General features: G+C 65.8%; 2 protein-coding genes. Both read right to left on the bottom strand.

Going from position 1 to position 16,874, the window contains the following annotated elements; translation table 11 throughout:
• Window positions 1–33: 33 nt before the first annotated feature.
• Entirely contained in the window at window positions 34–1,692 is a 1,659-nt protein-coding gene (locus tag BSY238_RS15015; protein ID WP_223300157.1) for a ShlB/FhaC/HecB family hemolysin secretion/activation protein, read from the bottom strand.
• A gap of 50 nt (window positions 1,693–1,742) precedes the next feature.
• On the bottom strand, window positions 1,743–16,820 hold the full coding sequence (locus BSY238_RS15010) for a leukotoxin LktA family filamentous adhesin (RefSeq protein ID WP_069039857.1): 15,078 nt from the start codon (window positions 16,818–16,820) through the stop codon (window positions 1,743–1,745).
• Between the last annotated feature and the right edge of the window lie 54 nt (window positions 16,821–16,874).

The raw sequence follows: 16,874 nt of genomic DNA, 5'->3' as shown, positions 1-16,874 counted from the left end.
GTGCCGGGCAATCCCGGGCCTTGCGCGGCGCGGTCAGAACACCTGTGCGACGACCTGCACATGCACGTAGTAGCCGCGCGGCTCCTGCGGCCGGTCGCGGATCGGCAGCCCCAGCGTCACCCGCGCCGATATGTTCTGATTGATGTTCGCGTTCAGACCCCAGCCGTAGCTCGCCATCGTGTCGCTGCCGCGCGTCGATTCCGGCGGTCGGAACGGCTCCACCGCGCCGTAGTCCAGAAACAGGAACCCGCTCGTCCTGATCGGCGCCACCGGCGCCTGCGGCAGCGGGTGGTGCAGCTCCACCGACGCGATCAGCCCCTTGTCGCCGCTGAACAGACCCGTCTGGTAACCGCGCACACTCCCCTCGCCGCCGATCAGGAATTGCTCGCTCGAGGTCAGGTTCTCGTCGCGCGTGTATTGAAACGCCACCGTGTTGTGCACCGACCACCCCTCACCCAGCTCCTGCACCCGGCGCACCGAGCCGCGCCAGATCTTGAACGACTCCGACACCACGTCGTCTATCGGGTCCGCATCCCCCGCCGAGTAGGTCAGCGATCCGGTCCAGATCCGGTCGCTTTCCCACCACTGCGCATCCACGCCCGCCGACACGTCCTCGATGTCCGTCGACTGGAACTTGCGACCCTCGATCCAGCTTTCCGTCTTGCGCTTCTTCGCCCCGCCCAGCACATCGAGCTGGTAGTTCTTCCCGATCAGCAGCGGGTGGCGCAGCAGCGCCGTCCAGGCCGTCGATTCACCGCGGATGCGCAGCGGCGCGAACGGGCCGTTCCTGATCCGCGTGTGGTCTTCGAACCAGGACAGCGTGAGCCGCGTGCCCAGCGTGCCCAGCGGTATGCTGTACGACAGCGCGCGCCCCTCGTGACCGCCCGTCTCCGCGCCGATCAGCGACGCGCTCAACGCGTCCCGAAAGCCGAACAGGCTGCGGTTCTGGTAGAACACGCCGGCCCGATACACCCCGGTCGCGTAGCTGCCGCTGGTGTCGGCGAACACGCGCATTTCGTGCTTCGGCGGCTCCACCGCCGTCAGCGCCACATCGGTTTCGCCGAACTTGGCGCCCGGCTTCAGTTCGGCGCGCAGCTGCACGTCCTGGCTGCGGTTGAAGCGCATCATGCTGCGCTCGAGTGCGCCCACGTCCGCCAGCTCACCCTTCGTCTGTCCCAGCCGCGACAGGATGAAGCTGTCCGCCGTGCTCGCGTTCCCTTCGAGCAGAATGTCACCCACACGCCCTTCGACCAGTTTGATCGTCACGTTGCCGTCGGCCACTTCCTGCGCCGGCAGCACCGCCTGCGCGGTCGGGATGCCGCGCTCCCGGTACAGCGTGTTGATCCGCTCGACCACCTCGACCACCTCGGCCAGCGTGACTTCGCGCCCTTCCACCGTCGCGGCCAGCCCGCGCAGCGTCTCCTCCGACAGCAGCTCCGACTTCGTGAAGTCGATGCGCTTGAGCAGGAACTTCGACGTCACCGTCGGCTTCTTCGCCGGCGCAGGCTTGAGCCCTTCGCGGTCGATCGACGGCTCCGACTCCGGCCGGCGTTCGCGCTCTTCGCGCAGCCGCCGCTCAAGCTCCAGCGAGCGCTGCTGGATGCTGCCCGGGTCGGCCGCCGGCGGCAGCTGCGGCGCAACCTGCGCCTGCGCCGGCAACACAGCGCCCAGCGCGCACGTCAGTGCGGCCACGGCCAGCGGGGTCCTGCGGGACTGCCTGCTGAACAACCTGGGTGTGCGCCTCACTGTGCCGTCTCCTTCGGGGTGTCATTCTCTGCCTCGTCCTCGGCCTGGCGGCGGGCCTCGGCTTCCTCTTCCGTCTCTTCCTCGCCCGAATTCACGGCCGGGATGTCCAGCGGAATGTTGATCGCGATCTGCGACAGCGCCGGCACCACATTGACCGCCTGCGGGCGCGTCGGATTCGGCACCCGTCCTTCGATCGCGTTGCGCGACTCCTCACGACCGCTGTTGTCCGGGTCCGTCGCATTGACCACTTCGTGCAGCGGGCTGCGCGTCAGCGCGGTCTCGTCCGTCACCAGACGGTAGCGCTCCAGGCGCAGCGCAAACCGCCCGTCCGGCGCATTGAGCTGGATGTCCGCCGGCTCGATCACCGTCGTCACGTTGTCCATGTACACATTGCTCTGCGGGTTGATGAAGCGCGCCTGATTGTCGATCCGTCCGTCCAGCACCTCCAGCCAGCCACGCTCCGTCTCGATCCGCGCGTCCTGCGAGTACAGCCGCTCAAACCGCGTGCCGATCGGACTGTCGAACGTCAGATCAACCCAGCGCGCCATGCCGCCCTGCGGTCCCGTTACATTCATCAGCAGCGGACCCGCCGTGCCGGTGTGAATGACCCGGGCGGTGATCGATTCGGTGCTGAAGCTCATCTTCGACTTCACGCTGAGCGTACCGAGATCGATGTCGCCCTTGCCGGAAATGTCCAGCGTATCGCCGGCGAGCCGCTTCACGCTGACGCGGCCGTTGATCGCCTCCAGCTTCACGCCCTGCCCGGCGGTCACCGAATCCATGATGATGTCCTGTTCGGCGATCACCGTCGCGTTGCCGGCCTCCGCCGTCGCTTCCAGCACGGTCACGCTGTTGCCGGACAGCAGGTCGAGGTTGCCGCGCGCGGTGTAGGCACTGTTGCCGCTGATCGTACCGCCGGCCTTGATCGACAGATCGCCGTCGGCGTTGATCGCGCCGATCTCGACATCGTCCTTCTCGTCGATCTGCACGCCGCCGGCGGTCGACATCGCGTCGAGCAGCGCGATGTCGGTTTCCAGTGCATCGGCCGCCGGCAGCGGCGTCCCGTTGTTCCAGGTCGCGCTGCCGATGCCGTCGGGGGCTTCAAGCACCACACCGGCCCCCGGCGTGGCGGCGACCAGATCGTAGGTGCCGATGTCGCCGCCATCGTAAATGCCGCCGCCGGCGACGATGCGCAGTGCCTGGGCAGTGGCGTTGTTCGTCGCCTCGATGCGGCCGACCACGACATCGCCGGTGGTCGCAATGTCGATGCCGCCGTCGCGGGCGCGCAGCGTCGCCCCGTCGGCCATGATGTAGCGCGCGGCCGACAGGTCGATGTTGCCGACCGCCGCCACCGTCTGCGCCGACTGCATCAGGTCACCCGCGGCGTCGAGCATCAGATTGCCGCCCGCTTCGATGGTGCCGATGTTCAGGTCGCCGGGCGAACGCAGCGTGACGTCACCGGCGCTGGCCAGCGCGCTGCGTACGTCGAGCGCACCATCGACGGCACGTACGTGGATGCCGTCGGCAGCTTCGAGTTCGACCCAGCCGTCAGGCGACGCGCCCAGATCCAGCGCGTCCAGTTCGCTGCTGCCGGCGCCGCCGATGGTGGTGGCGGCGAACAGGCTGAGGTAGCGCGCCTGGATGTCGCGCTGCAGATCGGACGACACTTCGACCAGCGCACCCGCCGAGCGGATGCGTGCAAGGCTCGGTGTGTAGATCTGGTCGATGCGCAGGTCACCCGCCAGATTCGACAGGAACAGATCGCCCCCGGCGCGTGCCGTCACGGTCGCGTTGTTGGCCACCTGCACGATCAGGTCCAGCGTGTCCTGGCCGAGGTTGCCGCTGCCGGCTTCGAGCGTCACGTTGCGTGACTGCACGGCAGCCTGCCCGATCGTCGCGGCACTCAGCAAGGCACCGGCGGTCTTCATCCGCACGTCGGCCGGGGTGGCGATCAAGGCCACCCGGACGTCTTCTTCCGAACCGAGGTAGATGCTGTCGGTCGCCGTTGCGGTGATCGTGCCGTTGTTCTGCGCAGTGAAATCGACATCGTCCTTGCGCAGGATGGTGATGGTCTTCGCATCGGTGTCGATGCGCACGTCAGCGCGCTCGGCGGCGATCAGTGCGAGCTGTTCGTCTTCGCTCCACGCGGTCGGGTTGGTACCGATGACCAGCGCCGTGCTTTCCTTGCCGATGCCGCGGGCGGCGATCAGCTGGATGTTCTCGCCGATGACGTTGGCTTCCTCGATCAGCACTTCGGTATCCGAGGTGTCCTTGAACAGGCCGGCTGCGATGCGGTTGGTGACTTCGGCTTCAGTCCAGGCGCCGCCGTCGCGCAGCGCATCGGCGCGCGTGGCGTCCTGCGTGGCGACGTTGTAGCTGAAGTTCTTGTTGAACGTGGAAGCGCTGCCGGTGCCGAATTCGGCCGCCGCCTGATGGAAGAAGGCGGTACGCTGGTTCTGGTAGGCGGCGATTTCGGCGTCACCCCAGCCATTGGCGGTGCGCAGCGCCTGTGCGGTCTGCGCATCGAGCACGAAGGTGTAGCCGGCGTCGTAGGCGGCCGCGGTGAAGCCGGTGGATACACCCGTGGCGTCGAAGTTTTCCTTCAGGCCGCGCATCTGCCAGTACTGCAGGTAATCCTGCTCCTTCTGATCGTTGTACGCCTTGAGCGTGTTGTCGATGCTCTGGTTCGCACCCGCCGACGCGGTCAGCCGCGCACGCTGTGCCACCTGCAGCAACTGCGTACGGGTTTCCACATCGACCTGCTGGGCGTCATTGACGTCGAGTATCGAGCCATTGACCGACTCGAGCCGCACGTCGCCACCATTGGCCGACACCGCGAGCAGTCTCATGTCGCCGTCGGTTTCGGTCAGCCCGGTGTCGCCAGCGGCACTGGTTTCGATCCAGCCATTCGACGAGCGGACATCGATCTCGAGCGGATCGGCAATGCTGCCGATGCCCGCGTTCTCCGATGTGAGCCGTACGAAACCACCCGCGACGTTGTTCGCCGTGCCATTGGCGTCGACCAGATTGGCGTCCGCCTTCAGGTCAACCAGGCTGCCATTGCCACCGGTGACATTGACGAGGCGCAGGTCGCCCTTGGTTTCCCACAGTGCCACGCCGCCGGTCGCCGTCGCGGTCAGCGCGCCCGTGCCCTGCAGGTCGAGCTTGATGTGATTGCTGCCGGCCAGGGCCGGGCCGCCGATCGAGCCGTTGGTCGCGGTCATCGTCAGGTTGCCGGCGATGATCTGGGCGACGTCACCCGCCACAATGCCGGTGCCGGACAGCGACGTGTTTCCGGTGAGATTGCGTACAGCCCCCTGCAACGCCAGCGCGCCGTTGCTGCTGACGTTCAGCAGCCCCGTGTCGTGACCGATGAACTGGATGTTGATGGACTTCGATGCATTCAGGCTGTGAACATAGTAATTGCGCTCGGTCCACTCCCATTCCTTGCGCGACACATACGTTTTCGAGACGCACAGATCACCGGCGCAGTCCGAACCGTAGCTGTCGACAATCCAAAGCGAGTCGACGCCCTTGGTCGCGACGCCGGTTCGCGTCTTGGTGAAATCCATGATGTAGTCAGCCGTGCGGTTGTCCTGCGCCAGCCAGTCACCGCTGATGCGTTCCGTCCGCGTCGTCGTGGTGTCACCGCCGGACCGGCCGCCCGGATCCTTGGACAGTGCATCCAGAAACGCGGCATCGAACAGCAGGCTCTTCGAATAGGTTTCCCATTTGTAGACGTCGTAGGTTTCCGCATTGATCCACTTGAACCGGCGCTCGCCACGCGGGTTGTACGTCGCGAGCCTGCCGGAGGCATCGCCGAGCACATTGACCGTCGGGCGGAGGCCGTCGGACGACGCATTCGTCTGCGTGTAGGTCACCTGTCCGTTCAGACGCGTGATCACGGTTTCCAGCGGCTTGCCGTTGAGCTTGGTGCTGGTGTCGATGATCTTGATCGTGCCGGCCGCTGCCGAACCGGTATCGAGCCTGTTCAGCGCCAGACTTGCGCCGGAGGTGTTGTTGACCTCGATCCGCCCGTAGCCGTCGCGCACCTTCAATTGACCGTTGCCGGTGCTGAAGATGTCGCCGTAGAACTGCATGTAGCCGCCCTCGACCTGGATCGAGCCCAGCTCGAGGGTGTTGCTGGCGCTGTCCCAGCGCACCTTGGGTCGGAACACATCAGCCAGCGTGCTGCCGGCCGATGGCAGTTCGAGCGCGACCCAGCCGCCGTTCGCCGCCCTCGCCTGATTCAGCACGGTCGAATTGATCGTCAGGTTGTAGTCGGTCAGCCCGCTCTGGATCAAGCCGTTGATGTTCAGCTTCTCGCCGCTGATGAACACATTGTTCCCGGCGATGGTGCTGCCTTCGGACGTCAGGCCGGCATTGGCGACCGAATACGCCTTGTAGGTGTTGTACCAGGGGGTGGTCGAAAAGGCACTGGTGGCGACACCGAACTCCGACTTTGCGATCGCCTCGTAGTGCTGCTGGAAGCCGTTGAAGAAATTGCCTGCACTGTTGATGTAGCCCGCGACAACGTCGTACAGCGAAGGGTCGCCCGCGAGGTGGCTGAAGCCGAGCGAGAAGGTCTTGATGAAATCGCCCTTCGTCGCGATGTCTATCGTCTGGGCGATGACATTCGACGCCACCAGCACGGAACCGGTGCTTTCGATCTTGACGATGCCGCGCGCGTTGGACAGGTCACCATCGACATGTATTTCCGGCCTCAGTGCATTCAGGTTGACCGGATCTTCATAGGTGTTCTTCAGCAGTATCTTCGGGTCGGGCGAATTGGTGCGATCGACCACATTGCCGGCGCCGAAGCTCGCCACCTGACCATACTGGTTGCGGGCGTTGATTTCGGCCGTCGAACTGACCCGCACCCCGTTGAGCGTGACCAGACCGCCGGCCTCGCCCGGGATGCACAGCGCCGCCATGCAGTCGAGCGCTGCGACACCCGGCTTGATGCGCAGGAACTGGTTGCCGTTGTTGATCACTTCGATGATCGAATCGCCCGGCGCGATCAATTCCGCCGACGAGGCTCCCGTGAGCCAGTCACCGGTGATGCTGATGTTGCCGGTGTAGGCGGCAGCCGGGTCCACATCGACGAAATTCACGGTCGCGCCGACACCCAGCTGCGTCTGACGCGCCTGCAGTATCTGGATGTCGTTCAGGAAACCGTTGGCGATATCCGGATTGTCATTGATGTACTCGTTGTAGAGCAGTTGCAGCGCGTCGATCCGGCTCTGGATTTCACGCGCGAGCGACACATTGTTGCGCCGGCTGAAGCTCATGTTCTCCGACTGGCGCACCATCTGGCCGTTGGCGCCGAACTCCAGGTACTGGTGGTGGCGCGTACCGGCGAATACCGTGCCATTGACGTTGACGCCGGAACGCGAGTCGGTGAATTGCGAACCGCCCTTGATGTCGAGGCTGATGTCGTCGTCGAAAATCCTGCCCAGCGCTTCCAGCGCCTCGCGGTACAGGTCGGTGCCGCTGCCATAGCCGCGCGTGGTGTGGCTGCCTTCGCCCGCCTTCAGGTCGATGTCCTTGACCGAGGCGACCGCCGCACGTGCGATCTGCTGTTCGCGGATGCCGGTGATGCCGGTCAGGTCGGCGCTGTAGGCGGCAATGCTGATGCGATTGTCCTGGCGGATTTCACCGTGTGCGTCCGGCACGCTGTTGATCGGGATGACCGTCTTGTTCCACAGCCGGGTTTCGGCGTCGGCAACGAGGTTGTTGTTGTGGCCGGCCAGCAGGCGGATGTTCTCTTCCGATTCGAGCCGCGCACCGTTCAGGTGGATGTCGTTGCTGGTGATCAGGCGCGACAGCGACTCGCCGGACGGCGCACCCGCCAGGCCGTAGGTCTTGCTCTGCGCCTCGGTATCGATGATGGCTTCGGTGCGCGCATCGAGCACGATGTCGCCGTCGCTCTGCACCAGCGTGCCGGCACCGACCGTGATGTCGGCGTCGTTCTTGTCGGCCATGATGTACGACTCGGTGTGCGCGATCGCGATCGCGCCGCCGGTGTCGAGCAGCACCGCGTCGTACACATCGACATCGTTCTTTGCACCGATGCGTATCGCACCGGCGTTGAGACCGGCCACCCGTGCATCGATGAAGGCATTGCTGCCGATCAGCACGTCGGTGTCGTTGCGTATCGTCGAGTAGCTGGCGCCGGATGCGCCGGACAGGATGCCACCGGACGCCGCCTGCACCGTCCAGTCGGCACCGGCCGAGCCCTTGATGACTCGCGTTTCGGCGTCGATGTCGACCGTCTGCGCATTCTCGATGCGGGTGCCGTTCAGCAGTTCGACCTTGGTCGTGTTGTCTACCGTGTTGGTGACCCAGGCGCCCGAGTAGCCGGCGACCGACGCCGACGTGCTGTCGGCGGTGCCCTGGAAGTCGGTGGTGTGCTTGGCGTCGATGTCTACGGTGGCCGCACGCAGCGTGCCCGCGACCTGCGTCGTGGTGGTCGCGTCGGCGTCATTGACCACGCTGGCCGCCAGCAGCACGCCGAGGCCGCCGGCCCCCGATTCCGATTCGGCATCCAGCGTGTCGCTGCTTTCGCTGCGGATGACGATGCTGCCGGCGTTGATCGTGCCTGCACCGATCAGCGCTTCGGTCGTGCTGTCCACCGTCGTTTCCGCGCTGTTGCCACCGGCTGCGATGAAGCCGATCGCGATGCCGCTCACATCGCTCAGCCCACTCACTATCGATTTCGACAGCGTGTTGAACACGCCGTTGCCGAGCTTGATGTCGTGACCGGCACCCATCTGGACACGCGTGATCGATTCGACCGTGGCGACGGCTTCGGTCGCGGTTGCGCCCAGCAGCAGACCGCCGCCGGCTGCCAGCGCGTCGGCGTTTGCCGTTTCGCGCCCGGAGCGCGGCAGGGTTTGCGCCTTCAGCGTGAGGTTTCCGGCCGTCACGTCGAAGTCGGTGCCGATGGTGACGAGAGAATCGGTATCGACGGTGGCTTCGGCCAGCGACACGCCGATCGACAGCCCGGCCGACACGGCGATGCCGACGGTGATCGCTTCCGCCACCGGGTCACTGTCGGCGCGGATCTGCGTCAGGCCGCCGACGGTCGTCACCTTCACGTTGTTGCCGACAGTCGCCCGGGCGGCTGATTCGTCGCTCACATTGGCATCGGCGCCCGCACCGGCCACGATGCCGCCTGCGGCCGCTTCCACCTCGCCCTTCGAAGTCGTGCGCGACTGTCCGTACACGTCGAGCGACTCGGCGGTGATATCGGCGCCGTTCAGCAGTTGTGCTTCGGCGGAACTGGTTTCATCGACGTAGGCGATCGCGGCACCGATACCGACGACACCCAGGGCGGCCGCCCCGCCTTCGGCATCGAGGTTGTGATCGACCTTTGCATTGACCGTCACGCTGCCGGTGCTCGCCGTCACGATGCCACCCAGACTGGCCGTCGCGGTCGAGGACTTTTCGTGCCACGCGAAGCTGGCAGCCAGCCCGGCCAGACCGGCACCGCCGGCGTAGGTGCGCAACTTGGAAACGTCCGGCTGATCATCGGTCGCCCGCACGGTCACGTCACCGCTTGCCGTGGTCGAGCCGGCCAGACTGGCCACCGTGCGATCTTCGACCATCGAAATCGCGATGCCGCCGCCCAGCGACACGCCACCGGAAATGGCCGCACCGATCGCCGTGGCGTCGGTGTCGCTGCGCGTGTGTGCAAGCACTTCGACATTGCCGCCTGCGTTCAGCGTGGCGCCGCTGGCCACGATGGCGGCGGCGGACGTATTGCTCGGCGTCGCGTTGAAATCGGACGACGCATTGATGCCCGCACGCGCCGCGTTCGCGCGCGCTGCCGACGCGTCGGCGGCATCGGTGTCGCTGTCGATCTGGTTGCCGGTGGCGCTGCGCGACGCCAGTTCGGTCGCCTTGCTGACCGATCCAGTGGTGTTGTCGCTGGCGTCGCCATCCGGCCGGGTGCCGATGGAAATGACCGATACCGCGCCGGCGATACCGGCACTCAGCCCCCCCGCCGCAGCGGCGGTGGTTGAGTCGATATCGCGCACGCTGTCGGCAGTGACGGAAATGTCGCCGTCAGCAGTGATCTTCGCGCCGGTCGCCACCGTAGCCGACGAACCGCTGCGTACCAGCACGACATCGACCGCGGCACCGACGCCGGCGCCGCCGATGCCCACGCCCAGACTGCCCACACCGCTCTCGACCTTGATGAGGTCGTCCGCCTCGATGAATACATCCTGCGCATCGGTACCGCCGAATGCGGTGTCCGAATTGATCTCCACACCGGTGCCGACCTGCGCATCGGTCGTGCCCTTGGCCAATACGACGTTGATGGTGCCCGCCACCCCGACGCCGCCAGCCGCCGCCGCCGTGGCGGCAAGCACTTCCTGATCGAAGTGCGAATCGGCGCGGATGGTCGTTGCGCCATCTGCATCCAGTCGGCTTTCGCGGCTGCTGTCGCCACTGACCCGGGCCAGCGTGGTCTGCTCGATAACGGTCACGGCGGCCGTGATGCCGACACCGGCCACGCCGCTGACCGCCAGCGCACCGGCGTCGATGTCGACTTCGGTGTCCGATGTGGCCTCGACCTTGATCGTGCCCTGCGACTCGAGATCGCTTTTGTGGACCAGCGCCTGCGTCGTGCCATCGACCAGCAGCACACCGATCGTGCCGGCCAGGCCTGCATAGGTACCGCCGCCGACCGCCAGGATGGCCTGTTCGAACTTGCTGGTCGAACCGGCATCGACGGTCACCGCCTTGTTCGCCTTCAGCGTGGCGTTGTCGACGTTCGCCGTCGTCACATGCGACACCACGGCCGTATCGGCTGCACCGCCGATGCCGGCGTCGCCGCCGATGGCCGCGCCACCCGTGGCCGACCCGATCTGGTCATGGTGATAGGCCGCGACGCGTGCTTCCTGATCGCCGCTGCCCAGACTGGCGTTGAGCGTGGCCCCGCTGGTGACCTGGGCCGTCGTGCTGCCGCCCATCATCGCGATGCCGACTGTCGCGGCAACGCCGGCGTTGCCGCCGCCGGCCGCGCTGAGCGCAATGTTCTCGACCATTGCGGTGGACGACGCGACCACGCTGACACCCTTGACGCTGTCCTTCTGCTGGCGACCGGACAGCGGCTGCTGCGACGGCAGCTGGTTGTTGTTGTAGGCGCTCAGTGCGCCGCTATCGATCAGGTCAGCCAGCCCGTTGCCCAGCGCCGTCACCGAAGTGTTGGCGCCGGTCACCTCGGCCGTTGTCGTCGACTGGATGTCGTTGAACGCGATGCCGCCGGCTGCGCCGATACTGCCGCCGAAGGCCACGCTGCCGGCACGCGACTTGATGAAGTCATCCGCCTCGGCCGTGACCACCGCATTGCCGGTCGCATTGACGATGGCACCGTCGTCGATGCGCGCGGTCGTGCCGCCGCCGGCGTTGTTCAGCGCGATCGAGCCGGCGAAACCGGCGGTGCCTGCGGCCGAGCCGGCAATGGCCCACACGTCGAGCGTGCCCTGACGCTCGGCGTCGATCCGCACGTTGGCGCCATCGGCGCTGCCGCCCGACATTTCGGCACGCACTTCGCCACCGATCGAGTTGTACGAACCGGCAGCGCCCACCGCTGCCGTACCGGCGCCGCTCGCCGCGCCGGAAATCGACAGGATTTCCGATTCGTCGCGCGCCTTGATCATGATGTCGCCGCTGGCGTCGAGGTCGGAACCCGATGCATGGGCCACGGTGCTGTTGCTGATTGTGTTGATGCCCAGCGAACCGGTCACCGCCACCTTGGCCGAACCACCGCCGCCTGCAGCGACCGCCTCGATCTCGGCGTTCTCGGTGGCTTCGAGCCGGATGCTCGTGCCATCCACATCTGAATTGGTCACCAGCGCTTCGGTGGTGTTGTCGATGACGTTATAGGCGATGCCGACCCCGATGGCCGCGCCGCCAAGCGACAGCGCCGCGCTGCCGGCGATCGACAGCATGCCGGAGGTGTCGCGCGCCGTGACGATGACAGCGTTGTTGTCCGCCTGAACCTTCGATCCGATGATGCTGGCGCTGACGGTATTGTCCGTTTCGACCGACGAGAACGACCCGGATACCGCCACCTTGTCTGCCACGCCTCCGGCCACCGCCGTGGCATCGATCCGCGTGTCGGCGGCTGCATCCACCTTCAGTTCGCCATTCGTCGTGCGCACGTCGGCACCACCGGCAATGGTGGCTTTGACCGTATTGCCGACCTCGCTCCAGGCGACCGAAGCACCGATGCCCGCGTTGCCCGACGTGGCACCGATGGCACCCGCGAGTGCGAAGATTTCGGAATCGTCCTTTGCCAGCAAACTGATGCCGGTCCCGGCGTCCATGCCAAGTGCGGTCTTCTTGCCACTTACCCGAGCTTCGGTCGTGTTGTGGATGGTATTGATCGCTACCGCACCGGAACCCGCCAACGGCCCCTTGCTCAGACCGAGCGAAGCCGAAATGGTGTCGATGTCGTTGTCGGTCTGCGCATCCAGCGTGATGCTGCCGCTGGCCTGCAGATCGGAATCATCGACATACACGAGGGTATCGTTGTCGAGCTTGTTCCAGGCGAACGAAAGGCCGATGCCGGCCTTGCCGCCGAAGGCGATCGCACCGGCCACCGACTGTATGCCTGACAGATCGCTGGCGTTGATGAACGCATTGCTGACACCGCTCAGCGACGAACGTGCGATGTAGGCGTGCGTGGTGTTGCTGATTTCGTTGATCGACACCGAACCGGCGACACCCGCCTTGCCCTTGGCACCTGCCAGCGTGGCCGACAGGGTCTTGATGTTGCCATCGACGTCGGCAGAGATTGTCAGCGTGCCATTCTGCGTGACGCTCGCGTCGGCGATGTAGGCGCTGGTGGTGCCGGCAAGCGTGTTCTGCGCGTACGAGCCGGCGATGCTGTTGCCGTCCTGCTGGGTTGAGATCGTGACGGCACCGGACAGTGCGTTGATGTCCAGCGTGTTGTCTGCGGTGACCGACACGTTGTCAGCCTGCTGGATCTGCACGCCGCTGGAAATGTAGGCCAGCGTGTCGGCTTCGATGTCGTTGACCGATGCGTCACCCGATACCGCGATGCCGAACTTGCCCTTGCCGGTGCCCGACCCTGCGCCGCCGCCCGACGAACCGGAGCCGGCGGAACCGCCGCTCGACGAACCCGATCCGGCGACGGCTGCACTCGAGCCGCCGTCCTGCGTTTCGCCTGCATCGGCCGGCACGTCGGTCTGCGACTTGCTGCTGGTGGCGACCGCGCCGGCCAGCGAGTAGGCCCCGATTTCCGTGTCAGCCGTGGCATTCAGCGTCAGGTTGTCGCCCACCTTGATGACGCCGGTGGACGGTGCCAGATCGACGAGCGGTGAGCGATTGCCGATGAAGGCGCGCACGTCGGCGTCCAGCGTGTTCAGCGATACCGACAGGCCGATGCCGACCGGCCCCTTGGTGACGACGATGCCGCCCGCCACCGAAATCGTGCGGATTTCGCTGTCCGCCTCGATGGTCAGGTTCTTTCCCGCATCGACCTTCGCCTTGTCGTCGATGTAGGCAATGGTGTCGGTGCGCACCGTATTCATCGACAGCGTGCCCTGGATACCGACCTGATCGGAACTGCCGCCCGCCTCGGTGACGGTGACCATCTGGTTGTTGCTTTCGGCCTTCACCTCGACATCCTGCTCGGCGCGCACATCGGCGCCATCGCGGATGCCCGCCACCGCTTCGCCGCTGACGGTCAATACGTTTGCCGAACCGCCGATCGCCGCCTTGCCGCCACCGCTGCCGAGGAATTTCTTCGACAGGATGCCGGCTGCATTGACCGTGTTGACGTCGTTCTTCGCATACACGGTGACCGACTGGCCACTCAGATCGAGCGCCGCATCGACCGCGTTGTCATAGATCGTGTTGAGCTTGGCGCCCTCGCCGACCCAGGCGTTCGAGTTGTTCTCGAGCGTGAATACGGTGACTGCTGCTGCGAGGCCGACGCCACTCTTGCCGCTGGCCGAATTCAACGCGAACGTCGTCAGCACGAGGTCGAGCAGATTGCCCTGCAGATGATTCAGGATGACGGCCGGCGAACTCCAGTCGATCTGCCAGGGATATGGAATGTGCGTCTGTGCATCGACCCGGATCGCGCCTCGCGCATCGACCTCGGCCAGATCGCCGATCCAGGCGTCGCTGTTGTTCAGGAAATTGGCAATCACCACCGAGCCGCCGATGGCGGTGCCGGTCGAGGTGGCCTTGGCGTCCGCACTGGCGCTCGGACGATCGTTGATCAGGGACACCACATCGACCTTGCCGTGCGCCTTGACGCTCGCACCTGCTGCAATGCTCGCGCTCGCGTTGTTTTCCGAGTCGGTGTAGGACACGGCACCGGCGGCGTTGAACTTGCCCTCCTTGATGCCGGGGAACATGAAGTCGGTGATCTTGCTGGCCGTGCCGGAGCTGACCAGTCCGGTGGCGCCCAGTATCGAACTGCCGACATTGCGCTGGATGCCGGCGGTGAAATTCGTCATCTTCGCCGACAGCGTGTTCGGGTTGCCCAGCGTCGCCGCTTCGGCAGCGCTGCTGTTCTTGGCGATGTCGGTCGTCGCGTCGACCTTGACGTCGCCGTTGGTGGTCGTGACATCGCCGCCCAGCGTGGCGGTGGTGTTCGTGGTCGAGGTGGTGACTGCAACGGAAATGCCCAGTCCGCTGCCGCCGGTGTTCGATGCGATCGCGCCAGCCGAAATATCGGCCTTGGTGTTCGCTTCGACCGCGACGGAGCCGGCGTTGGTTGTGGTGTCGTCACCGATGATGGCGCTGGTGGTGGCGTTGTTTGACGCGCGCACGAAGGTCGCGTCGATCGGCTTGTTGGTCGAATTGACACTGGCAGTCACGTTCAGCTCGGTGTCGGTCACAGCCTTGACCGATGTGGCATTGCCGCTGGAGAGCTGGGTCGTACCCTGAACCTTGGTTTCCGCGATCGCCGTGGACTCGCCCCATGCCACCGAAAAGACGACCAGCCCGGCGAACGTGGGCTTGGCGGCCGATGTGGCAGACGAGGACAGCGTCAGCGTATCGGTCGCCGCCAGTTCGGTCGCGCCCGTGACGGTGACCCGGGCGGTGGATTCCGACAGCGACACCAGCGGGATGCTGGAAAAATCGAACAGCTGATCGTTCAGCAGTTGCACTTCGCCGCTGTCTTCGGCCGGCAGCCAGCTCTGGTCGGCCAGCCGCAGCGCATTGCCCAGCACGTTGAAGGTGAGCGAGGTGTCCGACGTCGCTGCGACATCGACCTTGCGACCGCTGATTTCGCTGGCGACACCGTTGTGGTCGCCGATGGTCACATCCGCCGTGGCGATCTTTTCGAAGCCGGCGCGCGCGCCGGCATGCGCCTTGATCGTCACGTCACCGCTGCCACTGATCGATGAGCCCTTGATTTCGGTCAGCGCGGTGGCATCGGTCGTGATGGCGAGGTATTCGCCGCCGGGTCCGTCGGAAATGTCGTCCATTTCCGTGTCAAGAAAGGTCTGCGCCTGCGACAGCGAGATATTCGGCGCGGTTTCCAGCAACTGGACGATCTGCGAGGTATCCGCCAGCGCCGACAGCTTGATGTTCGCGCCGCGTATGGTCGCGTTCTCGACCTTGATCCGAGCATCGGCCGAGCGGACTGCGCCGATGGCGTTGATGTCACTTGCCAGCAGGCTGACATCGCCGGCACTGAAGGCGCCGGTCGCATGGGCAAGCACCTTGCTGCCGGACTTCAGTTCAATCTCGCGCGCCTCGAAGGTGATGCTGCCGGAGTGGCCGATCGACGCACCATCGACGTGATCGCTGTCGACCAGACGGCTGGATACGACGATGTTTTCATTGACCGTGATCTTGTTGGTCGCCTGCAGCAGCAGGTTGGCGCCGGTGACGCTGACGCCGCTGTCCGGCCCCGCCGGAATGCCGGTGTAGCCGCCCGCACCGCGCAGCAGGTTCGCACTGAGCACGATGTTCAGCGGATCGATCAGCACCAGACCGGCTGCGCCGCCCGCCCGCCCGTCGGCCAGAAACTGCCCGCCGGCCAGCTCCACCGTATCCTTCGCCGAAAACTCGACGAAGCCGCCATCGCCGCTCGCCCCCGCACTCGCGTCCATCACCGCACCGCTGCGAATCACTGCGCTGCGCTCGGCCATCGAATACACGCGCCCGCCGTCCGACCCCTCACCATCGCCCGCCGCCGTCACCATCGCGTCGATGTCGACCACGATGTCGCGCCCGGCCCGCAGATCGATGTCGCCCCCGTCGGTGCCGCCGCCGCCGCGCGCATCCAGCGTGCCGGCAATCTCGATGTCCTCGTCCGCCGCGATGTAGATGCGCCCCGCCCGCTCGACCAGCCGGCTGCCCGCGCTCACACCCTGCGTATTCACGATGTCGGTGAAGTCCGGCGCGCGACCTTCGAAGCGCGCACCCGTCAGCACCGCTCCGGCCACGCTCACCGTGCCCGCCGCCAGCGTCACCCCGTCTGCCGCATTGATCTGCCCGTCGATGCGGATCGCCGCGCTCGACAGCGGCGCCGTGCCATTGAGCAACTGGCCCACCGATCCGGCGTCCGGCTGACCATTGACGAAGAAGCGGTCCGCGAAGCGCTGCGTCGGCGTGCTCACCGACAGCGAACCCACATTCACCACGCCACCCGCGCCGACGACAAATCCGTGCGGGTTGGCAAAGAACACATTGCCGCCGATGCGCCCGTCGCGGATCGCGTTCAGCGTGCCGTGGATGTCGCTGCGCGCATCGCGCACGATGTTCACCAGATTCACCGCCCCGCTCGGCACGTGCAGATTCGCCGTGTGCCCCGAATTGACGCTGAACGTGTTGAACGAGTTAAAACCGGCGTTGCCCGCGATCGTCCCGGTCCGGATGTCCGTCACCGCACCGACCGTGCTCACCGTCGTCAGCGTCCGGCCATCCGCCTGGATCGCCTGCGCCCACGCCGCCGGCGACATCAGCAGCGGCAGACTCGCCATGCCGATCGCCAGTCCGTGCGGGCGATGCAGATTGGCCACCAGGGTACGCAGCCGGGGCAGGCTGCGACGACGTTGCGTGCTCTTCATGGTGTGACTCCCGGTTACTGCCACGACCGTGCTTTGCGGTCGTTCGTAGGAATT

It is taken from the genome of Methyloversatilis sp. RAC08 (assembly GCF_001713355.1).
Lineage (GTDB): Bacteria > Pseudomonadota > Gammaproteobacteria > Burkholderiales > Rhodocyclaceae > Methyloversatilis.
The sequence above is the reverse complement of the archived record's forward strand: the minus strand, read 5'-3'. Positions and strand labels throughout refer to the sequence as shown.

Excerpts from the sequence above, each read along its gene's own strand:
- BSY238_RS15010 (WP_069039857.1), bottom strand. The coding sequence starts at position 16,820 with ATGAAGAGCACGCAACGTCGTCGCAGCCTGCCCCGGCTGCGTACCCTG.